Origin of the sequence: Yersinia frederiksenii ATCC 33641 (assembly GCF_000754805.1) — a bacterium.
Classification (GTDB): Bacteria; Pseudomonadota; Gammaproteobacteria; order Enterobacterales; family Enterobacteriaceae; genus Yersinia; species Yersinia frederiksenii.
The window spans coordinates 1,209,084-1,233,080 of record NZ_KN150731.1; the positions used below are offsets into that span (position 1 = coordinate 1,209,084).

A 23,997-nucleotide genomic window follows, 5' to 3' on the forward strand; every position below is an offset into this window, starting at 1 on the left:
GTTTTTCTTCCAGAACATGTGTGCGGCAAATGACCACAAAATGACACATTCAGTGTGGTGAAAAAACAGTGTGGTGAATAAATAATGACCGATTTAACGACGTCCGACAGCACCCAGCCTGCATGGCAGACCCGGGATCATCTCGATGATCCGGTGATTGCTGAACTGTCGAACCGTTTTGGGCCAGAGGCCTTTGTTGTTCAGGCCACCCGTACCGGTATGCCCGTGGTATGGGTTAAGCGTGAACAATTACTGGAAGTAATGTCGTTCCTGAGAAAACAACCGAAGCCGTATGTCATGCTGTTTGACCTGCATGGTGTAGATGAACGTCTTCGAACTCACCGCCAGGGCCTGCCTGATGCGGATTTTTCTGTTTTCTATCATCTGCTCTCCATCGAACGCAACCGTGACATTATGCTGAAAGTGGCACTGTCTGAAAAAGACATGCATGTGTCCACAGCCACCAAGATTTTCCCTAATGCCAACTGGTATGAACGTGAAACTTGGGAAATGTTCGGTATCACCTTCGATGGTCACCCACATCTGACGCGCATTATGATGCCGCAGAGTTGGGAAGGTCACCCGCTGCGTAAAGATTACCCAGCGCGGGCTACCGAGTTCGATCCCTTTGTGCTGACCAAGCAGAAAGAAGATCTGGAAATGGAATCACTGACCTTCAAACCAGAAGATTGGGGCATGAAGCGCGGGACCGAAAACGAGGATTTCATGTTCTTGAACCTCGGCCCGAACCACCCCTCTTCACACGGTGCGTTCCGTATCGTGTTGCAGCTTGATGGTGAAGAGATTGTCGACTGCGTGCCAGATGTGGGTTACCACCATCGTGGCGCGGAGAAGATGGGCGAACGCCAGTCTTGGCATAGCTACATTCCTTATACCGACCGTATCGAGTACCTCGGTGGCTGCGTGAATGAAATGCCTTATGTGCTGGCAGTTGAAAAACTGGCCGGTATTGAGGTGCCGGATCGCGTTAAAACCATTCGTGTGATGCTGTCTGAGCTGTTCCGTATCAACAGCCACTTGTTGTACATCAGTACTTTCATCCAAGACGTGGGTGCCATGACACCGGTGTTCTTCGCCTTTACCGACCGGCAGAAAGTGTACGACTTGGTTGAGGCTATCACTGGTTTCCGTATGCACCCGGCCTGGTTCCGTATTGGTGGTGTGGCGCATGACTTGCCACGTGGCTGGGAGCGACTGCTGCGCGATTTCCTTGACTGGATGCCAAAACGTCTGGATTCCTACGTCAAAGCGGCGTTACAGAACAGTATCCTGAAAGGACGCTCGATCGGTGTGGCTGCCTATAACGCCAAAGAAGCCTTGGAGTGGGGTGTGACCGGTGCTGGCCTGCGTGCTACAGGCGTTGAGTTTGACGTGCGTAAATGGCGCCCTTATTCCGGTTATGAAAACTTTGACTTCGAAGTACCAATCGGTAACAACGGCGACTGTTATGATCGCGTGATGCTGAAAGTGGAAGAGTTGCGTCAAAGCCTGCGCATTCTGGAGCAATGTTATAAAAACATGCCAGAAGGGCCATTCAAGGCTGACCATCCACTGACGACACCGCCACCGAAAGAACGTACGCTTCAACATATCGAAACGCTGATTACTCACTTCCTGCAAGTTTCATGGGGCCCAGTGATGCCAGCTAACGAATCATTCCAGATGGTTGAAGCAACCAAAGGGATCAACAGCTACTATCTGACCAGTGACGCCAGTACCATGAGCTATCGCACCCGGATACGTACCCCAAGTTATGCCCATTTGCAGCAGATCCCATCGGTTATCCGTGGCAGCCTGGTATCTGACTTGATCGTCTATCTGGGCAGTATCGATTTTGTAATGTCTGATGTGGACCGCTAATTATGAGTGATCAAAAAGAGACTCAGGTAAGTAACGAAAGCCAAGATGTGGCGAACCTGGCAGTCAATGCGGCTGAACCGGCGACCACGACCGACGTTTTCGAATTGAGTGCTGAAGAACGTGATGCTATCGAACATGAAAAGCACCATTACGAAGATGCCCGCGCTGCGTCAATCGAAGCACTGAAAATCGTGCAGAAGAAACGGGGTTGGGTACCGGATGGCGCGATTTATGCCATTGCTGATGTGCTGGGTATCCCGGCCAGTGATGTTGAAGGTGTGGCGACATTCTACAGCCAGATTTTCCGCCAACCTGTTGGGCGTCATGTGATCCGTTACTGTGACAGTGTGGTGTGCCACATCACCGGTTATCAGGGGATCCAGGCCGCAATTTCGAAAAAACTCAGTATTGAGCCGGGTCAGACGACTTTTGATGGCCGTTTTACATTGCTGCCAACCTGCTGCTTGGGTAACTGTGATCGTGGCCCGACCATGATGATCGACGACGATACTCACAGCCATCTGAAACCTGAAGATATTGAGAAGTTACTGGAGCAATATCCATGACAACAACTTCAGGTTTTACCAAAGAGATCGTCCGCACCCCGGAAATGCACCCGCTGACCTGGCGTCTGCGTGATGACAAACAGCCGGTGTGGTTGGATGAATATCGTAGCAAAACCGGCTATTTGGGCGCGGAAAAAGCTTTAAAAGGCATGGCACCACCTGATGTTGTTAGCTTGGTCAAAGACGCCGGCCTGAAAGGGCGTGGCGGTGCTGGCTTCTCCACGGGGTTGAAGTGGAGTCTGATGCCAAAAGACGAAAGCATGAATATCCGGTATCTGCTGTGTAATGCCGATGAGATGGAACCGGGCACCTATAAAGACCGCTTGCTGATGGAGCAGTTGCCTCATTTGCTGGTGGAAGGGATGCTCATCAGTGCCTTCGCGCTGAAAGCCTACCGGGGCTATATCTTCCTGCGTGGCGAATATATTGAAGCTGCCGCTAACTTGCGCCGTGCGATTGCCGAGGCTACCGAAGCCGGTTTGCTGGGTAAGAATATCATGGGCAGCGGCTTTGATTTTGAGCTGATTGTGCATACCGGTGCTGGTCGTTATATCTGCGGTGAAGAAACGGCATTGATTAACTCGCTGGAAGGCCGCCGTGCCAACCCGCGCTCCAAGCCACCTTTCCCAGCATCTTCTGGTGTTTGGGGTAAACCGACTTGCGTGAATAACGTTGAGACGCTGTGTAACGTTCCGGCCATTCTTGAGCATGGTGTGGAGTGGTACCAGGGGATCACGGCCGGTAAAAGTAACGATGCTGGTACCAAGTTAATGGGCTTCTCTGGCCGGGTGAAAAATCCAGGCCTGTGGGAACTGCCGTTTGGTATCACTGCCCGTGAAATTCTGGAAGATTATGCCGGTGGTATGCGTGATGGCTTGAAATTCAAAGCTTGGCAGCCGGGTGGGGCAGGTACTGACTTCCTGACTGCCGACCATCTGGATTTGCCGATGGACTTTGAGAATATTGCAAAAGCAGGCAGCCGTTTAGGGACTGCACTGGCCATGGCGGTTGACCATGAAATTGGTATGGTTACGCTGGTGCGTAATCTGGAAGAGTTTTTTGCCCGTGAATCTTGTGGCTGGTGTACGCCTTGCCGCGATGGTTTGCCATGGAGCGTGAAGATCCTGCGTGCACTGGAGCGCGGCGAAGGTCAGCCGGGCGACATCGAGACGCTGGAGCAACTGTGCCGCTTCTTGGGGCCGGGCAAAACTTTCTGTGCTCACGCGCCGGGCGCGGTTGAACCCCTACAAAGTGCGATCAAATATTTCCGGGAAGAATTCGAAGCCGGGATCGCAGCTAAGGACTATGGCAACACCCGAGCCATAGCCGGTATTCAACCGAATAACTTGCTGAAGCAGCGCTGGTAATACCTTGGTTCACAATGAGATGCGTTAAATGTAGCGGCTCAGTGAACCAGGTAAGAAAGTTTTTATAATTAATGCTTGAAAATAACCAAATAATTTGCGTGGCAGCAAGGCGGCAACGGAGAGAAGCGCCGGGAGTTTAGTGAACTAAATGACCGGGGTGAACGAAGGCAGCCAACGCCGCAGCAACGCAAAGAATGATGGTTATTTCAGGTCACTTGGAAGCATGCATATGGCTACGATTCATGTAGACGGCAAAGAATACGACGTAAATGGGGCCGACAACCTGTTACAGGCTTGTCTCTCCCTGGGACTCGATATTCCTTATTTTTGCTGGCATCCGGCGCTGGGAAGCGTCGGCGCTTGCCGCCAATGTGCGGTAAAGCAATACCAAAACGCGGACGACACTCGTGGGCGTTTGGTGATGTCCTGTATGACCCCGGCCACCGATGGAACCTTTATATCCATTGATGACGGCGAAGCCAAAGCGTTCCGTGAGAGTGTGGTTGAATGGTTGATGACTAACCACCCACACGATTGCCCGGTCTGTGAAGAGGGGGGTAACTGTCATCTGCAAGATATGACAGTGATGACCGGTCACAGTTTCCGCCGCTATCGCTTCAGTAAACGGACTCACCAAAATCAGGACCTCGGCCCGTTCATCTCCCATGAAATGAACCGCTGTATCGCCTGTTACCGCTGTGTGCGTTACTACAAAGATTACGCGGATGGCACTGACTTTGGTGTCTACGGTGCGCACGATAACGTCTACTTTGGACGTACTGAGAGCGGCACGCTGGAAAGCGAATTCTCCGGTAACCTGGTAGAAGTGTGCCCGACTGGGGTATTCACCGACAAAACCCATTCCGAGCGTTATAACCGTAAATGGGATATGCAGTTCGCGCCAAGTATTTGCCAGCAGTGCAGTGTGGGTTGTAATACCAGTCCAGGCGAACGTTATGGTGAATTGCGCCGTATCGAAAACCGCTACAACGGCACGGTAAACCACTACTTTATGTGTGACCGTGGCCGCTTTGGTTATGGCTACGTCAACCGCAAAGATCGTCCACGTCAACCACAGCAACTGCGTGGTAACGACTGGATCCATCTGAACGCTGAACAAGCGATGCAAGGTGCGGCAGATATTCTGCGTCAGGCGAAGAAAACCATTGGTATCGGTTCACCGCGTGCCAGCCTGGAAAGCAACTTTGCGTTGCGTGAACTGGTTGGTGCTGAAAACTTCTATACCGGTATCGCTGCAGGTGAGCAACAACGCCTGCAACTGATGCTGAAAGTACTGCGTGAAGGCGGTATTTACACGCCAGCATTACGTGAAATCGAAAGCTACGACGCCGTGCTGATTCTGGGTGAAGATTTGACTCAGACTGGCGCACGTATCGCGCTGTCAGTCCGTCAGGCGGTGAAAGGCAAAGCCCGCGAAATGGCCGCCGCACAAAAAGTGGCTGACTGGCAAATTGCCGCCATTATGAATATTGGTCAACATGCCAAGCATCCGCTGTTTATCACTAACGTTGATAACACCCGCATGGATGATATCGCGGCATGGAATTACCGTGCTCCGGTTGATGATCAAGCCCGTTTAGGTTTCGCCATTGCTCACGCATTGGATGAGTCGGCCCCGGCAGTCTCTGACCTTGACAGCAAGCTGAAAGGCAAAGTGGATATCATTGTACAGGCTTTGGCCGGTGCGAAAAAACCACTGATTATTAGCGGCAGCAGTGCGGGCAGTGATGCCATCATTGAAGCGGCCGCCAACGTGGCAAAAGCGTTGAAAGGCCGTGGCTCTGACGTCGGTATCACCTTTGTTGCCAGCGCGGCCAACAGTATGGGCCTGTCAATGATCGGCGGCGGCTCACTGGATCAAGCTCTGGAGTTGTTGACCCAAGGTGATGCGGACAGCGTTATCGTGATGGAAAACGACCTGTATCGCCATGCCGCAAAAGACAAAGTTGATGCTGCCTTGGAGAAAACCGCCAATCTGATCGTGGTCGATCACCAGCGCACGGCGATTATGGATAAAGCAGATTTGATTCTGTCTGCTGCCAGTTTCGCTGAAAGCGACGGTACATTGGTCAATCAGGAAGGCCGTGCTCAGCGTTTCTTCCAAGTGTATGACCCAACTTACTACGATGATCCGAAAAAACCGGAAAGCCGCAGCATTATGCTGGAGAGTTGGCGTTGGTTGCATTCCCTGCACTCAACTTATACCAGCCGCCACGTAGACTGGACTCAGCTTGATCACGTGATTCAAGCTTGTGTGGCTGCATTGCCACAGTTAGAAGGTATTGTTGAAGCCGCGCCAGATGCGACATTCCGTATTCGTGGTCAGAAACTGGCACGTTCACCGATTCGTTACAGTGGCCGTACAGCCATGCGCGCAGATATTAGTGTGCATGAACCACGTCAGCCGCAAGATATCGACACGCCGTTTGCCTTCTCAATGGAAGGGAACAACAGCCCACTGGCTGATCGTCAGCAGATTCCATTTGCTTGGGCACCAGGCTGGAACTCACCGCAAGCATGGAACAAATTCCAGGCAGAAGTGGGTGGCAATTTGCGCTTCGGTGATCCGGGTGTTCGTCTGATTGAAGCAGGGGAGGGAACTCTCGGTTACTTTGATTCGGTACCCGCAGCCTTTACCGCTAACACGGAAAGCTGGCAGATAGCGCCTTACTATCATCTGTTTGGTAGTGAAGAGATGTCTCAGCGCTCAGATGTAATTCAGCAACGGATGCCTTCACCTTACGTGATGGTCAACCCGGCTGATGCCGCCACGCTCGGGGTTAACCTCGGTACGCTGGTGGAGTTCAATTGCGCGGGGCAAACGTTGCGCCTGCCAGTCCGTTTGAGTGAAACCTTGGCTCAGGGTCAGGTCGGCTTGCCGCTTGGCTTACCGGGCATTCCACCGATTATGGTGGGTGCACGTGTTGAGAATCTGCGGGAGGCAGTACTATGAGCTGGTTTACCCCTGAATTGATTGAGATTTTAATCTCTGTCCTGAAAGCGGTAGTGATTCTGTTGGTGGTAGTGACTTGCGGCGCCTTTATGAGCTTTGGCGAGCGCCGCCTGCTGGGTCTGTTCCAAAACCGTTACGGGCCAAACCGTGTCGGTTGGGGTGGATCATTGCAGCTGGTTGCTGACATGATCAAAATGTTTTTCAAAGAGGACTGGGTACCGCGCTTCTCTGATCGGGCTATTTTTACTCTGGCACCGGTCATCGCCTTTACCTCACTGCTGCTCTCTTTTGCCATCGTCCCGGTCAGCCCGACCTGGGCGGTTGCAGACCTCAATATCGGTATTTTGTTCTTCCTGATGATGGCGGGGCTGGCGGTGTACGCGGTGCTATTCGCCGGTTGGTCCAGTAATAACAAATACTCTCTGTTAGGGGCGATGCGGGCATCTGCACAAACCCTGAGCTACGAAGTGTTCCTCGGCTTGTCGCTGATGGGCGTTGTCGCGCAGGCAGGCTCGTTCAACATGCAGGATATTGTTAACTCTCAAGAGCACGTCTGGAATGTCATCCCGCAATTCTTTGGTTTCGTGACCTTTGCCATTGCGGGTGTTGCAGTCTGTCACCGTCATCCCTTTGACCAGCCAGAAGCTGAACAAGAACTGGCCGATGGTTACCACATTGAATATTCCGGTATGAAATTCGGTTTGTTCTTCGTCGGTGAATACATCGGTATCGTGACCGTCTCTGCACTGATAGTCACCTTGTTCTTCGGTGGTTGGCAAGGTCCGTTCTTGCCGCCATTTATCTGGTTTGCGCTGAAAACGGCTTTCTTCATGGTGATGTTCATTCTGATCCGTGCATCCTTGCCGCGCCCACGTTATGACCAAGTGATGTCATTCGGCTGGAAAGTTTGCCTGCCGTTGACCCTGCTGAATCTGCTGGCGACTGCCGCGGTCATTTTGTACAACGCTCAATAAGGGGTGAATGAACCATGACGTTGAAAGAGTTAGTGGTTGGTTTCGGCACCCAAGTGCGCAGCCTGTGGATGATTGGCTCACATGCCTTCCACAAGCGTGAAACCCAAATGTATCCGGAAGAACCGGTTTACCTGCCGCCGCGCTACCGTGGCCGGATAGTGCTGACGCGCGATCCTGACGGTGAAGAGCGCTGTGTTGCCTGTAACTTATGTGCCGTTGCTTGCCCGGTTGGCTGTATCTCATTGCAGAAAGCCGAGCATAAAGATGGCCGCTGGTATCCGGAGTTCTTCCGTATCAACTTCTCGCGCTGCATTTTCTGTGGTCTGTGTGAAGAAGCCTGCCCGACAACGGCTATCCAGCTCACACCGGATTTTGAAATGGGTGAATTCAAACGCCAGGATCTGGTGTATGAGAAAGAAGATTTGTTGATCTCGGGGCCGGGTAAGTATCCGGAATATAACTTCTACCGGATGTCCGGTATGGCGATTGACGGCAAGCAGAAAGGCGAAGCCGAAAATGAAGCCAAACCGATCGACGTTAAAGGTCTGATGCCTTAGGAGCCAGCTTCCATGGAATTTGCATTTTATATTGCAGCATTGGTGGCAGTGGTGGCGACTATTCGCGTTATCACTCATACCAACCCGGTACATGCGCTGCTGTACCTGATTATCTCTTTGCTGGCTATTTCGGCCGTGTTCTTCTCGCTGGGGGCTTACTTTGCCGGTGCGTTGGAAATCATCGTATACGCTGGTGCCATTATGGTGCTGTTCGTGTTCGTAGTGATGATGCTGAACCTTGGCAATGTTGAACAACAAGAGCGCGACTGGCTGAAACCAAGCTTGTGGATTGGTCCCGGCTTACTGGCATTGGTGCTGTTGTCGGTACTGATTTATGCCATTAGCTCAGTCACCGATTCAGGTATCAGCGGTGAAATGGTGGATGCCAAAGCCGTCGGTATTAGCTTGTTCGGCCCTTATGTGCTGGCAGTTGAACTGGCTTCAATGCTGCTGCTGGCAGGTCTGGTGGTTGCCTTCCATATCGGGCGTGAACATAAGCCGGGTGAAGTGCTGGGCGCCAGCGATTCAGCGAAAAGAAAAACGGAGGAACAAGCATGATCCCTCTACAACATGGTCTGATTCTGGCGGCCATTCTGTTTGTGCTGGGGCTGACGGGGTTGCTGATTCGTCGCAACTTGCTGTTTATGCTGATAAGCCTTGAAGTGATGATCAACGCAGCGGCGCTCGCCTTTGTGGTGGCGGGCAGTTATTGGGGTCAGGCTGACGGTCAGGTGATGTATATCCTGGCGATTACGCTGGCGGCAGCGGAGGCCAGTATTGGTCTGGCATTGCTGTTACAGCTGTATCGTCGCCGTCATACTCTGAATATCGATACAGTCAGTGAGATGCGCGGATGAACCTATTATATTTAACAATTCTGCTGCCACTGCTGGGCTTCTTGCTGTTGGCATTCTCCCGTGGGCGTTGGTCTGAAAATACCTCCGCCACTGTCGGGGTCGGCTCTATTGGTCTGACGGCGCTGGTGACACTGTATGTCGCCGTGGATTTCCTCAGTCAAAAGGCAACCGGGGTACAGGTGTTTAACCAAACACTGTGGAACTGGATGTCTGTCGGCGCTTTCAACATTCCGTTGACTCTGACTCTGGACGGCCTGTCGCTGACCATGTTGTCTGTGGTCACCGGGGTGGGCTTCCTGATCCACATGTATGCCTCTTGGTATATGCGTGGGGAAGAGGGCTATTCCCGCTTCTTCGCTTACACCAACCTGTTTATCGCCAGTATGGTGGTCTTGGTGCTGGCGGATAACCTGATGCTAATGTATCTCGGTTGGGAAGGTGTTGGTCTGTGCAGTTACCTGCTGATTGGTTTCTACTACACCAACCCGGCCAATGGCGCGGCGGCAATGAAAGCCTTTATCGTGACCCGCGTGGGTGACGTGTTCCTGGCCATCGCCTTGTTCATCCTTTATCAAGAACTGGGCACGCTGAACATTCGCGAGCTGATGGTGTTGGCACCGCAGAAACTGGAAATGGGTTCTACCGCCATTACCTGGGCGACGCTGATGCTGTTGGGTGGCGCGGTCGGTAAATCGGCGCAGTTGCCGTTACAAACCTGGTTGGCTGATGCGATGGCGGGTCCGACACCGGTTTCTGCACTTATCCATGCGGCAACCATGGTCACCGCCGGGGTCTATCTGATTGCCCGTACTCACGGTCTGTTCCTGATGGCACCGGAAATTCTGCATCTGGTAGGGATTATCGGGGCGGTTACCTTGGTATTGGCAGGCTTTGCCGCCTTGGTACAAACCGACATCAAACGGGTCTTGGCCTATTCCACCATGAGTCAGATTGGCTACATGTTCCTGGCGCTGGGCGTGCAGGCGTGGGATGCGGCGATTTTCCACCTGATGACCCATGCCTTCTTTAAAGCATTGCTGTTCCTCTCTTCCGGTTCAGTCATTCTGGCCTGTCACCACGAGCAAAATATTTTCAAAATGGGCGGTCTGCGCAAGACTATCCCATTGGTTTATATCTGCTTCCTGGTGGGTGGTGCGGCGCTGGCAGCATTGCCAATCGTCACCGCAGGCTTCTACAGTAAAGACGAAATTCTGTGGGGCGCATTGGCCAGTGGCCATATCAATCTGATGGTTGCGGGGTTGGTTGGGGCATTCCTCACCGCGCTGTATACCTTCCGAATGATTTTCATTGTGTTCCATGGCGAGCCAAAAACCAAAGCGCATCCGGTCAAAGGGATCACTCATAGCCTGCCACTGATGGTGTTGCTGGTGCTGTCGACATTTGTTGGCGCGCTGATAACCCCACCGCTAGCGGGCGTGTTGCCAGAGCTTCACTTCGGTGAAGAGGGCAAAATGCCGCTGGAAATCTTCTCTGGTGTGTTGGTCGTGATCGGTATTGCACTGGCAGCGGCACTGTATCTGGGTAAACGTCAGTGGGTAAACAGCATCGCGCAAAGTGCACCGGGCCGCTTCTTTACGGTCTGGTGGTTCCATGCGTGGGGCTTCGACTGGCTGTACCGAAACGTGTTTGTTCGTCCGTATCTGTGGATTGCGAAACTGTTGCAACGTGATCCGCTGAACTCACTGATGAATACCCCGGCGATACTTTCGCGCTGGAGTAATCGCGGTCTGGCCGTCAGTGAGAATGGACAGGTGCGTTGGTATGTCGCGTCTATGGGTTTGGGTGCAGTCGTTGTACTGGCTCTGTTGCTTTTCGTTTAATTAGGGACACAAAACGCCATGCTATTACCTTGGCTAATTCTTATCCCCTTTATCGGCGGCTTACTGTCTTGGCAGTGTGAGCGCTTCGGTACTAGAGTACCGCGCTGGATAGCGCTACTCGCGATGGGGCTGACATTGGTGCTCTCCCTGCAACTTTGGGTGCAGGGCAGCTATTCACTGGTTAACCCAGCGGGTATCCCGCAGTGGCAATCAGAATTTACCTTGCCGTGGATCCCACGGTTCGGTATTGCTTTCCATCTGGCTTTGGATGGTTTGTCACTGCTGATGGTGGTGCTGACTGGCTTACTCGGCGTGCTGGCTATCCTCTGTTCGTGGCGTGAAATTCAGCGCAATCAAGGTTTCTTCTATCTGAATCTATTGTGGATTCTGGGTGGGGTCATCGGCGTGTTCCTCGCCATCGACATGTTCCTGTTCTTCTTCTTCTGGGAAATGATGTTGGTGCCGATGTACTTCTTGATTGCTTTGTGGGGTCACAAAGCATCAGACGGTAAAACTCGAATTGCGGCGGCCACTAAGTTCTTCATCTATACCCAGGCCAGCGGCCTTATCATGCTGATTGCCATTTTGGGGCTGGTGTTTGTGCACTACAACGCCACCGGTATCTGGACATTCAACTACGAAGACCTGTTGAAAACTCCGATGTCCCATAATGTCGAATATCTGCTGATGCTGGGCTTCTTTATCGCTTTCGCAGTAAAAATGCCAGTGGTGCCATTGCACGGTTGGTTGCCAGATGCACATAGTCAGGCACCGACGGCGGGTTCTGTTGACTTGGCTGGGATTTTGCTGAAAACGGCGGCCTATGGTTTGCTGCGTTTCAGCCTGCCACTGTTCCCGAATGCTTCCGCTGAGTTTGCTCCTATCGCCATGTGGTTGGGTGTCGTCGGCATCTTCTACGGCGCCTGGATGGCATTCTGTCAGACAGATATCAAACGCCTGATTGCTTATACCAGCGTATCGCACATGGGCTTTGTGCTGATAGCCATTTATACCGGCAGCCAATTGGCCTACCAAGGTGCGGTTATTCAGATGATTGCTCACGGCCTTTCTGCTGCCGGTATGTTCATCATCTGTGGTCAGCTTTACGAGCGCCTACATACTCGTGATATGCGCCAGATGGGTGGCCTGTGGGGTCGAATCAAATACTTGCCTGCGCTGTCGCTGTTCTTCGCGGTAGCCACATTGGGGATGCCGGGTACCGGTAACTTCGTCGGCGAATTTATGATTCTGTTCGGCAGCTTCCAAGTGGTTCCGGTGATTACCGTGATCTCGACTTTCGGGCTGGTTTTTGCTTCGGTTTACTCGCTGATTATGATGCAACGTGCTTATTACGGTGCGCCAAAATCACAAGAAGCATTGCCGGGCATGAGTGCAAGGGAACTGTCCATCATCCTGCTGTTAGTGGTGTTGTTAGTGTTGCTGGGGGTTTACCCGCAGCCGATTCTCGACACTTCCCATGCTGCGATGAGTAATGTACAGCAGTGGTTCTCAGCTTCATCTATTCCAACAACAAGGCCGTAATTCGCCATGACAATAACTCCTCAACAACTGATCGCAATGCTACCGCTGTTGATCGTCGGATTGACGGTGGTGGTTGTGATGCTGTCCATTGCGTGGCGACGCGATCACTTTCTTAACGCCACTCTGACGGTTATCGGGCTTAACCTGGCACTGCTGTCACTTTACTTTGTCGGTCAGGTCGGGCCGATGGATGTCACGCCGCTGATGCGGGTTGACGGCTATTCGATGTTCTATACCGGGCTGGTGATTGCTGCCAGTCTGGCAACCAGTACCTTTGCCTATCCGTGGCTTAATGGCTATCCAGATAACCGCGAAGAGTTTTACCTGCTGGTGCTGATTGCGACCATGGGTGGCATTCTGCTGGCCAGTGCCAATCATCTGGCTTCGTTGTTCCTGGGCATTGAATTGATTTCCTTGCCGCTATTTGGCCTGATTGGCTATGCCTATCGTCAGAAGCGCTCACTGGAAGCCAGTATCAAGTACATGCTGCTGTCTGCGGCGGCATCATCATTCCTGCTGTTTGGTATGGCGCTGTTGTATGCAGAGTCCGGTAGCTTGTCTTTCGCCGGTCTGGGCAAAAGCTTGAGTGACTCGGTTATTCACCAGCCGCTGATTCTGGCGGGGCTGGGGATGATGATTGTCGGCCTCGGCTTTAAATTGTCACTGGTGCCATTCCAACTGTGGACGCCGGATGTGTATCAGGGTGCACCCGCCCCGGTATCTACTTTCCTGGCAACAGCCAGTAAGATCGCCATCTTTGCAGTGGTGATGCGCTTGTTCCTCTATGCGCCTGCGGCCGACAGTGAAGCAGTCCGTTTGGTACTTTCACTGATTGCGGTGGCATCCATTCTGTTTGGTAACCTGATGGCTATCAGCCAGACCAATATCAAACGTCTGCTGGGTTATTCCTCTATCGCGCATCTTGGCTATCTGCTGATTGCGCTGGTCGCGGTACAAACTCACCAGTTGGCACTGGAAACTGTCGGTGTCTATCTGGCGGGTTATCTGTTCAGCAGCTTGGGTGCTTTCGGTGTGGTCAGCTTGATGTCTAGCCCGTACAAAGGCCCGGATGCAGAGTCGCTGTTCTCGTACCGTGGGTTGTTCTGGCATAAGCCGATTCTGTCTGCGGTGATGACGGTGATGATGCTATCTCTGGCCGGTATCCCAATGACACTGGGCTTTATCGGTAAGTTCTTTGTGGTGGCTATGGGTGTCAGTGCTAACCTGTGGTGGCTGACCGGTGCGGTGGTATTGGGCAGTGCTATCGGCCTGTATTATTACCTGCGTGTAACGGTCAGTTTGTACCTTAGTGCCCCGGAAACCTTGGTCCGCGATACGCCAAATAACTGGGCATTGACTGCCGGAGGTGTCGTAGTACTGATTTCCGCGATTTTGGTACTGGTGCTGGGTATCTATCCACAGCCATTGATTACCTTGGTACAAATGGCTCAGCCACTGATGTAATCATGCCGTAAAGAGTCAATAAACCCCCTGTGAGCATCGGCTGACAGGGGGTTTTGTTTTTTATATTGGGCAACTACATATCTTCGATAAATTTAAAACCCAGCTTGTTTTTCACAATTGCCGAGGGTTGGGATATCACAATCGAAACCAAACTTTTTTTGTTTTTTTCTTTGAGATGCTGGGCGAGCGCATGCACTGCGGCAGTACCGCTGCCTCGAACCGAACTTTCCGCTATTGGGTTAATAACATAAGCGGGTGCGGTAATCGATGCGGCCAACCCAACATTATCATTGCCAATATCTGTGGCGACAGCCAGGCTGATAATTTCTCCCCGCAACCTGACGACAACATAAATATAATCTTCACTGGGGGTGCGCAACCAGCTTCGGATAATATCACTGACTGTTCGACCCGTTTGTATAAAGGTGGCATCTTGAGAACTTGGCTGCCCACTGGGGACACGGGGAAGGCTGCGGCTAAAATAGGTTTCACGCCACTGTTCGGCGGTTTGTAGTATCCGTTGACGAGCTGCTGACGTCTCTTCTGGTGTACCACTAATGACCTCGACGTCAAAACGTAATTCAGGGTGTTCAACCCATTGTTGATATTCACGAATTCTGGGGATGATTTCCCTAAAAGTATAACTCTCAAGCTGAAGTTCATAGCGACCCATTGGCAGAGACTGTGCCTGTATAGGTTCTCTTGCCAGGGTAAATAACTCTTCTTGTTCGGCATCCAAAGCATTGAGTTCTTGATAGCCAACATAAGTCAGCTGAGCATAATCAAAGGCTGTTTTAATATGAGCTAGTTCAGTTGGACTTGTTGGGTGCAGGTGCTGTAATACCGCCGCAATCAGCCGATCTTCTATAATAGTATCCCGGACGGCGTAGCCAGTGGAGCCGCGAGCCATGATATTACTGATGATTTGGCCAAAATGATTACGATTCCAAGTAATAATGCTGCTGCCAAACAGCAGGGTATAATCAGTTAGAATATCCATGGTCCACAAAATACAGTTTGAACTCTGGCTCGGTTTTATCTGGCGATGGGTAATACGATGAGTTCCACCCACTAAGGGGTTTTTACAGGCGAATGTAGCTCCCGCGATGGACAAAGTATGTCCACGGGTATCAGCATTAATGTGAGTGAGCTGCATCAGCAGAGGATGAACCCTTGCAGAATGATCTGGCATATTGTTTTGTAGTGGTGCCAGCGGCTTGGCACTGCCAGCTACTTGCAGTATCTTTTCAGGGTGTCCCTCAATGTTGCTATTAAACAGTTTCTCTAGTTTGGTAACGAAGAGTTCAGGCTGATTACAGCGACCTTGCACAACATAGTTATAAAGCCCTAGCAATGGGTTGGTAATACAAATCATAATGTCATTGGTATTTCTTTTAGGTAGGGAGAACCCTCTGTTTACTGCAAACACAGCACTATTAAGAATTAATGGCCACTCTACTTCTTTATTATTAACAATAATACTGGGCTCTATTTTACTCATATCTATCGAATCAGATATAATCAGTGGTGAACTATTTATATATTGTTTGTTATAAGATTCGACATATTGAATTTCAACCACAGGGTCACTGATTCTGATAAGTAATGTGATCTCATTAGAGCTTTCATTTAGATAGAAGCTGAGGTCTTCTTGCTGGTTCTTTTGTCTAAAGGTGATTGTGGCATAGTTAACCAAGACATGATTATCCTCTAATAATATGATTTCATAATTATCATTTTTCGTTCTTTTCATATTTAACAGTATATATTTATGCGGGAGGTTATCATTAGTCCAATAGCTGTCAAATATTGAAGAGAGAGAGTAGGTTATTGATTTTTGAATAACACAGTTATCGATACAAAAAACGAACTTTTCATTGTATGTTCGTATGCTTGATATATCATTAAACATACCTATTTTACGTAATCCATCAGCATCAATGCTCTCATGAATGGAATAATAAGGCAGGTTAAAGTCATCATTTTTATATATAGAAACTAGCATATCTCTAGGGACATAAATTGATGAGATACTGTCATTTTTAATGCCATTAGTTTTTTTTGAATAAAAATCCTCGCTGTGGTCGGCGGCTAAACAATGTTGAGAGCCAGAAAAATGGTCTTCAGTATGAAAACATGCGGCAGAGGTTATATAAAGCGAACTGATATTATCTTGAAGCCCTAAATTCTTTAACTCATCCATACTGGTATCAGAATAAATTATCGTATCCCCTCCTTTATAAAAATAATCTTGATATATACTTACAGCTAAGCCTTTAGGGACTTTAATGGAAGATATTGAATTATTGTAATTACTGTTTAATTTACCCACGGCATTGTTATTTTCCAGGCAGAATAATTTATTTGAATAGTTTTCATCCTTATAAAAACACACATTGTCTTCGATAGGTGTAAGTTGGTCGTTATTCTTACTTGTCATGGCTGTTTGGCTATAAACAATAATTGGGATTACTATATAAATTAAATAGTTCATTTATATAACCTCATTATTATAAATGTTGTTTTTAGATTTTTTAGAGTAAATTAATTAATGACCAGAATAAATAATATATTTTAATTGTTATTTTATTAAAATAGTTACTTTGATATAGTTCCTCATTAAATTTTTACACTTTTTAGTGACTATTAAGTGTTTATATCTATTCGTAGGTGACGCCAGAAATTCTGCTGATGTGATTGCCTGTTATCTAGCCTCTTCATATTGGATTTTTGTGTGATATAAATCACATTGTAAGTCTTTTGTTTGCATTTCTATCATTTAATTTGTGACTCAACAAGCAAAATTCTACGTAGTTTTGGGTAAAATATACCCACTGTTCGATCCCTATTGATTGAATTTTATCGTGAGTGACGTAAATGAATATTATTCTGATGATTGCTATTACCACCGGGGTGCTTTCAGGCATTTGGGGGTGGGTCGCGGTCAGCTTGGGACTGATCAGTTGGGCGGGTTTTCTTGGTTGTACTGCGTATTTCGCCTGTCCGCAAGGTGGCTTGAAAGGGTTGCTTATCACTCTACTTACCTGCATGAGTGGGGTCTTCTGGGCGATGATGATTATTCAGGGCAGCGCTTTACAGCCAGAATGGGCAATCCTTGGGTATGTTCTAACGGGTATGGTGGCGTTTTTGATGTGCATTCAGGCGTATCAGCAATGGCTATCCTTTGTGCCCGGTACCTTTATCGGTGCTTGCGCCACCTTTGCCGGTAATGGTGACTGGAAATTAGTGACTGTCTCGGTATTGGTCGGGGTGGTGTTTGGTTATGCAATGAAAAACAGTGGATTGTGGTTGGCTGCAAGGCCGCGCCGTCAAGGGAAGGGTGCGACTTTACAGCATTCAACTGATGCAGAGTAAAATTGTTTTTTTACTGCAATAAAAAGCCCATGGAATAATATGGGCTTTAAGGATTGTGACTCTGGCTCGACGGCGGCCCCTCCTGACGAGATATAGACATCCAGTGCTGTCAGTAAGGCTATCGACCCCAGCGCCATATGCCGCCAGCGAAAACTAACCGCCACTTTATTGATATACGTAATAGATGTAAGGCAGGCATTGCACATAAGTGCCCGATAGAGTCCATGGAAACTCATCGCATCGCATAACAATACCCAATTTTTGAATATTAATTGAATGCGGCGAGCAGGAAAAAGTATTAAGCCGGGCATTGATGGCAGGCAGTTTCAGTGCTGGGTTTTTCTATCTGATAAACAACGGGATATTGTCGATTGTTTATCAGCAGGATCTCATCACGCCAGAGGCATTAGAAAAAAGACTGGCGGTGATGAAAGCCATTATTGCTTGCTGGATTAAACCTTAGCAAAATCACATCACAACAGATGATTCGCAACCTTAACCACTATCTTGCGCAGAGGGGCAACCTCAGCCAATGTCCCCATTGGGCGATGCAGCTCGCCTGGGAATAGCAGCACAATATCGCCAGGAGCCAGTGTTAACAAAGTTTCCGTGCTGATCCCCTCAAACAGGCCATAGTCTCGCTCAGTATCAAAATCCATTGTTGGGCGCTGGCCCTGAGCTGAGGGTGAAGCTCCAATCACCTCGTTGCCTTCCAGCAAAATATGAATATCAATGTAGTAACGATGCAATTCAGGGGCCTGTTCATAGAGTGGCTTGCTGTTGGCAATAATGTGATTCAGGTAAATCTCGCGGCCCTCAATCTCTTGTTCGCCCGCGGGCAGATTAGCTAAATCCATATTACTGATTGCCACCAGGGTGCGGCGGATAGCATCTGGATAGAGTGGGTTATTCACCGCATTTTTCAGTTCATCAAGTATCATAATAATTCCTAAATTCTTACGTCGGCATGATGCAAAGAGTACCTAAGCGCAATGGCTCACGTTGCTCTCTTGCTCTAGCGCGGCAATGCAGTGTTCAACAACACTGGCAACATTGGGCGAAATATCGATGGCAATCACGTCTGGCTCAAGGGCATCTGGGGTTTCCAGTGTCGCGAACTGGCTCTTTAACAGACTCTCCGGCATAAAGTGCCCGGCCCGCTGCTGCATCCTGTGCAATACCAAATCATAATCGCCGGTCAACCACAGAAAACGCACCCCCTGATTACCTTCGCGCAGGCGGTCTCGATACTGCTTTTTCAAGGCTGAACAAACCAGAAAGCCCACTTCATTTTTTTGTTGCAGGCTATAGGCCACGTCACTCAATCGCTCTAGCCAAGGGGCACGGTCTTGGTCATTAAGAGGCTGACTTGATGCCATTTTTTGGATGTTAGTGCGAGGATGCAGGTCATCGCCGTCTATAAATTTGGCACTCAGCGCTTGTGCTAATGCTTGGCCGACACAGGATTTACCGGTGCCGGAAACGCCCATAACAATAATGCATTTACCGGACATAACTTCCCTCGGCGATTTATTAATGGGTTAACACGCCGCAACGTGAATAGCGAAGATTAAACGGCGACCAACATGCCACCATCTACAAATAACAGATGGCCATTAACAAAATCAGAAGCTTTGGAAGACAAGTACACTGCGGCACCAATCAACTCTTGCGGATCCCCCCAACGGGCTGCCGGAGTACGTTTACACAGCCAATCAGTGAAGGCTTTGTCATCAACCAGTGCTTTTGTCATCTCTGTTTTGAAATAGCCGGGAGCAATACCATTGACCTGAATGTTGTATCTGGCCAACTCGACACACATACCGCGGGTCAGCATCTTGACTGCACCTTTAGAGGCGGCATATGGCGTGATGGTGTCGCGACCTAATTCACTCTGCATTGAGCAAATATTAATAATTTTGCCGCGTTGGCGTTTGACCATATAGCGGGAGACCGCTTGTGAAACCAAGAATACGGATTTTTGGTTGACTGCAATAACATCATCCCAATCTTTCTCCGGAAATTCAGTAAAAGCATGGCGACGTTGAATACCGGCATTATTAATTAAAATATCAATAGCGCCAATGCTGTTTTCTATTTGTGTAATAGCATCATTAACTGCATCATGGTCGGTAACATTAAAGGCTGCAGCATGAGCAATAAAACCACTGGTACGCAATTCAGCAACTGCTTTATCTGCTCGCTCAGCGGTAATATCATTAATAATTATTTCTGCGCCAAATTCGGCCAAGCCTTTTGCTAATAAAAATCCGATTCCTTGTGCGGAACCGGTAATTAATACTTTACGTTTTTCTAGCGAAAATAAATTCTTCATAATAAATTCCTGATGGTGCGAATTAAGCGACATATAAAATAAAAATCATTGCCGGATGACTACCGAATTAATACAGTAATAACTTAACTGTCAGTAATATGAAATGCTATAAAGTGGTGCCTGAAAACATGTGTCTATCAAACCGTTTTCTGCCTTGGCAAACCGTGATGTAGATCACTTTAAATCATGTTACGGCAAGCTGTTACCGCTTACGTGAGCTATATCGCCTTGATGAGGGGGGAATTGCGCTATCAGTCAAAGTTATGCCCATTTTAGGGTGGAATTTAAAATTAAACTATTGATAGTAAAGTAAATTAATAATGAATGGCATGCTTGTTATGGTATTTTTAACCTGTAACATGCTTTTCATTATCCGCACTAACAGTGCATAATCATTTCACTCTTCCTGCACACCACTTCCAGGTATAAGCCATGAAAAACCAGCGTGTTACGTTACAGGATATCGCGTTACTTGCCGGTGTGACCAAAATGACCGTCAGCCGCTACTTACGCACGCCGGAAAAAGTGGCTCCGGAAACCGGCGAGCGCATTGCTCAGGTGATGGCTGAAGTGAATTACAGTGTTGATTCTGATGGGGAAAGCAGTCTTAATCAAAAGAGCCCACGCATTGGTATCTTGGTGCCATCTTTTAATAACCAGATTTTCTCTGATTTACTGGCGGGCATTGAATCGGTCACTGCGGCGAGTGGCTATCAAACGTTAGTGGTTAACTATAATTACAATAAAGAACGTGAAGAGGAGCAGATAATCAATCTACTCTCCTGCCAGATTTCAGGACTGATTCTGACTGACTCTGAACATACCTTACGTGCTGATAAGTATTTGAATGCTTTGGAACTTCCCGTGGCACAAGTCATGGATCTGGAGCCACAGTCCAATCGTATTACTGTGGGTTTTAATAATTATCAGGCCGCCTATGATATGACGGCAACACTGCTGGCCAGTGGTAAACAGAATATTGTCTATTTTGGTTCGATGTCTGATGTGCGAGATCGCAAACGTTATCAAGGATATAGCCAAGCAATGAACGATGCTGGATTCTCGCCTTTGCACATTACCCCAAATAAAGTTTCGTCCGTCTCTATTGGTGCTGGCATGTTGGCATTGGCACGACAAATGTATCCGCAGGTCGATGCCATTTTCTGTACCAATGATGATATGGCTGTGGGTGTGTTACAAGAATGCTTAAAACTGGGCATTGCGGTGCCAGCAGAAATGGCCATTTCCGGTTTCCATGGGCTAGATATTGGTCAAGCGACGACACCGGTGCTGGCCAGTGTCACCACGCCACGTTTTGAAATGGGCAAAGTTGCGGCAGAAATATTGATTAAGAAAATAAAAAATATCCCTACAATTGAACAAGTTGATCTCCATTATCGCATTTCACTCGGTGGAACTATCTAACCTATCCACGGTTGTGCAAAGGATTGTCTACTGCCAATAACGGCCATTGTGCTTTTTGATGGCAGCGGCTTTCTTCTCTAATTATCCAGCCATAATGGTATTTCCTGCCATAACAAATAGCACCAATCGATAACATTTCAATTAATGCATTGCATAAGTCATTAACGCTCATCTGATTGGCTGAAACAATTCAGCTTAAGCAATGATAGGTCGGTCACGTTACCGGTAACATGTTTTCTTAACATGATTTACAGTGACCTTCGTCACAAAATAAAACATTGAAAACAGGTCTCATAACGACACTCGCTGAATGGCTCAATCATCCAATGATTACCTGTCGCCATTCTGGTTTTTTTTGATTTATTGACATGATCAGGTACTCGTAATGAAAAACAGCAAACAAGCCGTATTGATTATCGCGCCGGTAATGGACTATTTAACTGAGAAGCTGGAACAAAACTTCACTGTTCATAAACTCTTCCAATTTACTGATCCGGATGAGTTTCTGGCAGAGCAGGGCAAGAATATTAAAGCTATTGTGACTCGCGGTGATATTGGCGTGACCAACGAGGTGCTGGCGTTATTACCTGAAGTGCAGATTATCTCAATATTCGGTGTGGGCACCGACGCTGTGGATCTGGATATGACTCGTGAGCGCAATATCATTGTGACTACGACACCGGGTGTACTGACTGACGATGTGGCAGACACCGCGCTGGGGTTGATTATTGCCACCTCTCGTCGTTTATGTCAGGCCGATAAGTTCCTGCGTGCCGGGCAGTGGCCGCATAGCAGCCTGCCATTATCTTCTAAAGTGACGGGTAAACGTCTGGGCATTTTTGGTATGGGCCGTATTGGTCAGGCCATTGCCCGCCGTGCTGCTGGTTTTGATATGCAAATTGCTTATACCGACACCGTACACATCGAGAGCCTGCCGTACCAATATGTGCCGGACTTAATCACTCTTGCCAAACAAAGCGATATTTTGGTGGTGGCTATCTCGGGTGGGAAAGACAGCGCCGGTCTGGTGAATAAAACCACTTTTTCTGCTATGCCAAATCATGCGCTGCTGATCAATATTGCTCGTGGCAGCATGATTAATCAGGATGACTTAATTCACGCATTACAGCAGCAAGAAATTGGTGGTGCTGGTTTAGATGTATTTGCAGATGAACCTAATGTGCCACAAACCTTGATTGATATGGATAATGTTGTATTACTGCCGCATATAGCCAGTGCTACAACTGAAACTAGAATTCAAATGAGCGATATTGTTTTCTCAAATATTCTTGCCCACTTTTCAGGTGAAAAAGCGCCAACTGCAATCATCTACAAATAAATAAAATATTAGGAATAATAAGAATATTTCGTGATTTTTAATTAACAACAGAAAATATTTATTATTTGCTTTCGCTCTATCCTGCACTTTTATTCTTGGTGCAGGGTAATACTTTGCTATTATCATAAGGCGTATATATATGGACAGTAAGATCCCTAATGCCCGTTGGTTCCGCGTTATTGTTCCAATAATGATTGCTTGTATTATTTCTTTTATGGACCGGGTTAATATTAGTTTTGCACTACCGGGCGGTATGGAAAGTGATCTGGCTATTACCAGCCAAATGGCCGGTTTAGCGGGCGGTATTTTCTTTATTGGTTATTTATTTTTGCAAGTACCGGGTGGCCGCATTGCTGTTCATGGCAGCGGCAGAAAATTTATTGCTTACTCCCTTATGGTTTGGGCCGTCGTTTCTATTTTGACAGGCTTTGTCACTAACCATTATCAACTGTTATTCCTGCGCTTTGTGCTGGGGGTTTCTGAGGGCGGCATGTTGCCGGTGGTGTTGACCATGGTCAGCAACTGGTTCCCGGAACGTGAGATTGGCCGCGCCAATGCTTTCGTGATGATGTTTGCTCCTATCGGTGGCATGTTCACCGCGCCGCTATCCGGTTTTATCATCAATGCGCTGGATTGGCGCTGGCTGTTCTTCCTGGAAGGTTCGCTGTCAGCCGTGGTGCTGGTGATGTGGTGGTTTGTTATCAGTGATCGGCCAGAAGAGGCCAAATGGCTGTCAGCAAAAGAGCGTGATTATCTGGTCACCGAACTGGCGCGGGAACGTGCTGAGCGCAAGCTGGAAGCACCAGTGACTCATGCACCGCTAAAAGCTGTTTTCCTGAATAAAGGTTTGATGAAACTGGTCGCGCTGAACTTCTTTTATCAGACTGGAGATTATGGCTACACCTTATGGCTGCCCACGATCCTGAAAAATCTCACTGGCGGCAATATGGCCTCAGTCGGCATTCTGGCCATTCTGCCTTTTATTGCCACAACCGCCGGTATTTATCTCATCTCTGCGCTGTCGGATAAAACCGGTAAACGCCGCCTGTTAATTATGATTTCCCTGTTCTGCTTTGCCGCTGGTCTGGTGACATCGGTTATTTTCCGTCACAACGTGTTGATCTCTTATCTGGCATTGGTGGTGTGTGGTTTCTTCCTGAAAGCCGCGACCAGCCCATTCTGGTCTATTCCTGGGCGTATTGCCGTGCCGGAAGTGGCGGGCGGGGCGCGTGGTGTGATTAATGGATTAGGCAATCTGGGTGGTTTTTGCGGCCCGTATCTGGTGGGGGTGATGATTTTCTTCTACGGCCAGAGTGCCGCAGTTTGCATGTTAGCCGGTTCCCTGATTATTGCCGGGCTGATTACCCTGAGCTTGCCGAAAGAGTGTGATGTTGAAGTTACCGCCAAGGGGATTGCTGACAAAGGTTTAGCCAAAGCAAAACGCGCCTAAACCGGTAGGCGGCATTCGCTGAAATAGCCATGCCGCCGGCCCGCTAACAC

At 48.7% G+C, this 23,997-nt stretch carries 20 protein-coding genes; 16 read left to right on the plus strand and 4 right to left on the minus strand.

The annotated features are described in order from the left end of the window. Positions 1 to 84: 84 nt before the first annotated feature. The 11 genes from nuoC to nuoN all read left to right on the plus strand — a co-directional run bounded on the left by nuoC (position 85) and on the right by nuoN (position 14,023). Positions 85 to 1,881 carry an NADH-quinone oxidoreductase subunit C/D gene (gene nuoC / locus DJ58_RS16250; RefSeq protein ID WP_004708784.1) on the plus strand — a complete coding sequence of 599 codons (1,797 nt, stop codon included), beginning with the start codon at positions 85 to 87 and terminating at the stop codon, positions 1,879 to 1,881. A gap of 2 nt (positions 1,882 to 1,883) precedes the next feature. Further along, the gene (nuoE, locus tag DJ58_RS16245; RefSeq protein WP_004708782.1) at positions 1,884 to 2,447 is read left to right on the plus strand and encodes an NADH-quinone oxidoreductase subunit NuoE; all 564 of its coding nucleotides are present in this window, start codon (positions 1,884 to 1,886) and stop codon (positions 2,445 to 2,447) included. Further along, the gene (gene nuoF / locus DJ58_RS16240; RefSeq protein ID WP_032910963.1) at positions 2,444 to 3,814 is read left to right on the plus strand and encodes an NADH-quinone oxidoreductase subunit NuoF; all 1,371 of its coding nucleotides are present in this window, start codon (positions 2,444 to 2,446) and stop codon (positions 3,812 to 3,814) included. Before nuoE ends, nuoF begins: the two co-directional genes overlap by 4 nt. Before the next feature lie 229 nt (positions 3,815 to 4,043). Next, a complete protein-coding gene (gene nuoG, locus DJ58_RS16235) occupies positions 4,044 to 6,788 on the plus strand; it encodes an NADH-quinone oxidoreductase subunit NuoG (protein ID WP_032911005.1) in 2,745 nt (914 codons plus the stop codon). Then, positions 6,785 to 7,762: an NADH-quinone oxidoreductase subunit NuoH gene (gene nuoH / locus DJ58_RS16230; protein ID WP_005159221.1), complete on the plus strand. Its 978-nt coding sequence runs from the start codon at positions 6,785 to 6,787 to the stop codon at positions 7,760 to 7,762. Before nuoG ends, nuoH begins: the two co-directional genes overlap by 4 nt. 14 nt (positions 7,763 to 7,776) lie before the next feature. Beyond that, positions 7,777 to 8,319: an NADH-quinone oxidoreductase subunit NuoI gene (gene nuoI / locus DJ58_RS16225; RefSeq protein ID WP_004708775.1), complete on the plus strand. Its 543-nt coding sequence runs from the start codon at positions 7,777 to 7,779 to the stop codon at positions 8,317 to 8,319. Positions 8,320 to 8,331: 12 nt separating this feature from the next. Continuing rightward, the gene (gene nuoJ / locus DJ58_RS16220) at positions 8,332 to 8,877 is read left to right on the plus strand and encodes an NADH-quinone oxidoreductase subunit J (RefSeq protein ID WP_004708772.1); all 546 of its coding nucleotides are present in this window, start codon (positions 8,332 to 8,334) and stop codon (positions 8,875 to 8,877) included. Continuing rightward, positions 8,874 to 9,176: an NADH-quinone oxidoreductase subunit NuoK gene (gene nuoK / locus DJ58_RS16215; RefSeq protein ID WP_032815102.1), complete on the plus strand. Its 303-nt coding sequence runs from the start codon at positions 8,874 to 8,876 to the stop codon at positions 9,174 to 9,176. Before nuoJ ends, nuoK begins: the two co-directional genes overlap by 4 nt. Further along, positions 9,173 to 11,017: an NADH-quinone oxidoreductase subunit L gene (gene nuoL, locus DJ58_RS16210; RefSeq protein WP_032910961.1), complete on the plus strand. Its 1,845-nt coding sequence runs from the start codon at positions 9,173 to 9,175 to the stop codon at positions 11,015 to 11,017. The genes nuoK and nuoL overlap by 4 nt, the downstream gene beginning before the upstream one ends. Before the next feature lie 18 nt (positions 11,018 to 11,035). After that, positions 11,036 to 12,559, plus strand: a complete 1,524-nt coding sequence (gene nuoM / locus DJ58_RS16205; protein ID WP_004708767.1) for an NADH-quinone oxidoreductase subunit M — start codon at positions 11,036 to 11,038, stop codon at positions 12,557 to 12,559. Positions 12,560 to 12,565: 6 nt separating this feature from the next. Then, positions 12,566 to 14,023 (plus strand): NADH-quinone oxidoreductase subunit NuoN, encoded by a 1,458-nt coding sequence (gene nuoN, locus DJ58_RS16200; protein ID WP_004708764.1) that lies wholly within the window; start codon positions 12,566 to 12,568, stop codon positions 14,021 to 14,023. A gap of 73 nt (positions 14,024 to 14,096) precedes the next feature. On the opposite strand, the gene DJ58_RS16195 is transcribed toward nuoN, so the two are convergent. After that, a complete protein-coding gene (locus tag DJ58_RS16195) occupies positions 14,097 to 16,517 on the minus strand; it encodes a hypothetical protein (RefSeq protein WP_004708761.1) in 2,421 nt (806 codons plus the stop codon). Between the two features lie 383 nt (positions 16,518 to 16,900). On the opposite strand from DJ58_RS16195, the gene DJ58_RS16190 reads away from it, so the two are divergent. Together DJ58_RS16190 and DJ58_RS23340 are read left to right on the plus strand one after the other, a co-directional pair. Continuing rightward, positions 16,901 to 17,398 carry a DUF1097 domain-containing protein gene (locus tag DJ58_RS16190; protein WP_004708759.1) on the plus strand — a complete coding sequence of 166 codons (498 nt, stop codon included), beginning with the start codon at positions 16,901 to 16,903 and terminating at the stop codon, positions 17,396 to 17,398. Positions 17,399 to 17,711: 313 nt separating this feature from the next. Next, positions 17,712 to 17,861: a hypothetical protein gene (locus DJ58_RS23340; RefSeq protein WP_004708756.1), complete on the plus strand. Its 150-nt coding sequence runs from the start codon at positions 17,712 to 17,714 to the stop codon at positions 17,859 to 17,861. Between the two features lie 10 nt (positions 17,862 to 17,871). Here DJ58_RS23340 and DJ58_RS16185 read toward each other — a convergent pair whose 3' ends face one another. Genes DJ58_RS16185 through idnO form a run of 3 tightly spaced genes read right to left on the minus strand, consistent with a single transcriptional unit; the run spans position 17,872 to position 19,733 of the window. Further along, positions 17,872 to 18,339, minus strand: coding sequence for a NanQ anomerase/TabA/YiaL family protein (locus DJ58_RS16185; RefSeq protein WP_004708754.1), 468 nt, complete (start codon positions 18,337 to 18,339; stop codon positions 17,872 to 17,874). A 42-nt stretch (positions 18,340 to 18,381) separates the two neighbouring features. Further along, positions 18,382 to 18,912, minus strand: coding sequence for a gluconokinase (locus DJ58_RS16180; RefSeq protein ID WP_004708751.1), 531 nt, complete (start codon positions 18,910 to 18,912; stop codon positions 18,382 to 18,384). 56 nt (positions 18,913 to 18,968) lie between these two features. Next, positions 18,969 to 19,733: a gluconate 5-dehydrogenase gene (idnO, locus tag DJ58_RS16175; protein ID WP_004708749.1), complete on the minus strand. Its 765-nt coding sequence runs from the start codon at positions 19,731 to 19,733 to the stop codon at positions 18,969 to 18,971. Between the two features lie 432 nt (positions 19,734 to 20,165). Here idnO and DJ58_RS16170 point away from each other — a divergent pair, with 432 nt between their 5' ends. The 3 genes from DJ58_RS16170 to DJ58_RS16160 all read left to right on the plus strand — a co-directional run bounded on the left by DJ58_RS16170 (position 20,166) and on the right by DJ58_RS16160 (position 23,947). Continuing rightward, positions 20,166 to 21,158 carry a LacI family DNA-binding transcriptional regulator gene (locus DJ58_RS16170; protein WP_004708747.1) on the plus strand — a complete coding sequence of 331 codons (993 nt, stop codon included), beginning with the start codon at positions 20,166 to 20,168 and terminating at the stop codon, positions 21,156 to 21,158. A 385-nt stretch (positions 21,159 to 21,543) separates the two neighbouring features. Continuing rightward, entirely contained in the window at positions 21,544 to 22,497 is a 954-nt protein-coding gene (locus DJ58_RS16165) for a 2-hydroxyacid dehydrogenase (RefSeq protein ID WP_004708744.1), read from the plus strand. A 139-nt stretch (positions 22,498 to 22,636) separates the two neighbouring features. Further along, entirely contained in the window at positions 22,637 to 23,947 is a 1,311-nt protein-coding gene (locus DJ58_RS16160) for an MFS transporter (RefSeq protein WP_004708742.1), read from the plus strand. Positions 23,948 to 23,997 lie beyond the last annotated feature (50 nt).

Excerpts from the sequence above, each read along its gene's own strand:
- nuoC (WP_004708784.1), top strand. The coding sequence starts at position 85 with ATGACCGATTTAACGACGTCCGACAGCACCCAGCCTGCATGGCAGACC.
- DJ58_RS16160 (WP_004708742.1), top strand. The coding sequence starts at position 22,637 with ATGGACAGTAAGATCCCTAATGCCCGTTGGTTCCGCGTTATTGTTCCA.
- nuoM (WP_004708767.1), top strand. The coding sequence starts at position 11,036 with ATGCTATTACCTTGGCTAATTCTTATCCCCTTTATCGGCGGCTTACTG.
- DJ58_RS16185 (WP_004708754.1), bottom strand. The coding sequence starts at position 18,339 with ATGATACTTGATGAACTGAAAAATGCGGTGAATAACCCACTCTATCCA.
- DJ58_RS16190 (WP_004708759.1), top strand. The coding sequence starts at position 16,901 with ATGAATATTATTCTGATGATTGCTATTACCACCGGGGTGCTTTCAGGC.
- nuoG (WP_032911005.1), top strand. The coding sequence starts at position 4,044 with ATGGCTACGATTCATGTAGACGGCAAAGAATACGACGTAAATGGGGCC.
- nuoE (WP_004708782.1), top strand. The coding sequence starts at position 1,884 with ATGAGTGATCAAAAAGAGACTCAGGTAAGTAACGAAAGCCAAGATGTG.
- DJ58_RS16165 (WP_004708744.1), top strand. The coding sequence starts at position 21,544 with ATGAAAAACAGCAAACAAGCCGTATTGATTATCGCGCCGGTAATGGAC.
- nuoN (WP_004708764.1), top strand. The coding sequence starts at position 12,566 with ATGACAATAACTCCTCAACAACTGATCGCAATGCTACCGCTGTTGATC.
- nuoF (WP_032910963.1), top strand. The coding sequence starts at position 2,444 with ATGACAACAACTTCAGGTTTTACCAAAGAGATCGTCCGCACCCCGGAA.
- DJ58_RS23340 (WP_004708756.1), top strand. The coding sequence starts at position 17,712 with ATGGCAGGCAGTTTCAGTGCTGGGTTTTTCTATCTGATAAACAACGGG.
- nuoI (WP_004708775.1), top strand. The coding sequence starts at position 7,777 with ATGACGTTGAAAGAGTTAGTGGTTGGTTTCGGCACCCAAGTGCGCAGC.
- nuoH (WP_005159221.1), top strand. The coding sequence starts at position 6,785 with ATGAGCTGGTTTACCCCTGAATTGATTGAGATTTTAATCTCTGTCCTG.
- DJ58_RS16180 (WP_004708751.1), bottom strand. The coding sequence starts at position 18,912 with ATGTCCGGTAAATGCATTATTGTTATGGGCGTTTCCGGCACCGGTAAA.
- DJ58_RS16170 (WP_004708747.1), top strand. The coding sequence starts at position 20,166 with ATGAAAAACCAGCGTGTTACGTTACAGGATATCGCGTTACTTGCCGGT.
- DJ58_RS16195 (WP_004708761.1), bottom strand. The coding sequence starts at position 16,517 with ATGAACTATTTAATTTATATAGTAATCCCAATTATTGTTTATAGCCAA.
- nuoJ (WP_004708772.1), top strand. The coding sequence starts at position 8,332 with ATGGAATTTGCATTTTATATTGCAGCATTGGTGGCAGTGGTGGCGACT.
- nuoK (WP_032815102.1), top strand. The coding sequence starts at position 8,874 with ATGATCCCTCTACAACATGGTCTGATTCTGGCGGCCATTCTGTTTGTG.
- nuoL (WP_032910961.1), top strand. The coding sequence starts at position 9,173 with ATGAACCTATTATATTTAACAATTCTGCTGCCACTGCTGGGCTTCTTG.
- idnO (WP_004708749.1), bottom strand. The coding sequence starts at position 19,733 with ATGAAGAATTTATTTTCGCTAGAAAAACGTAAAGTATTAATTACCGGT.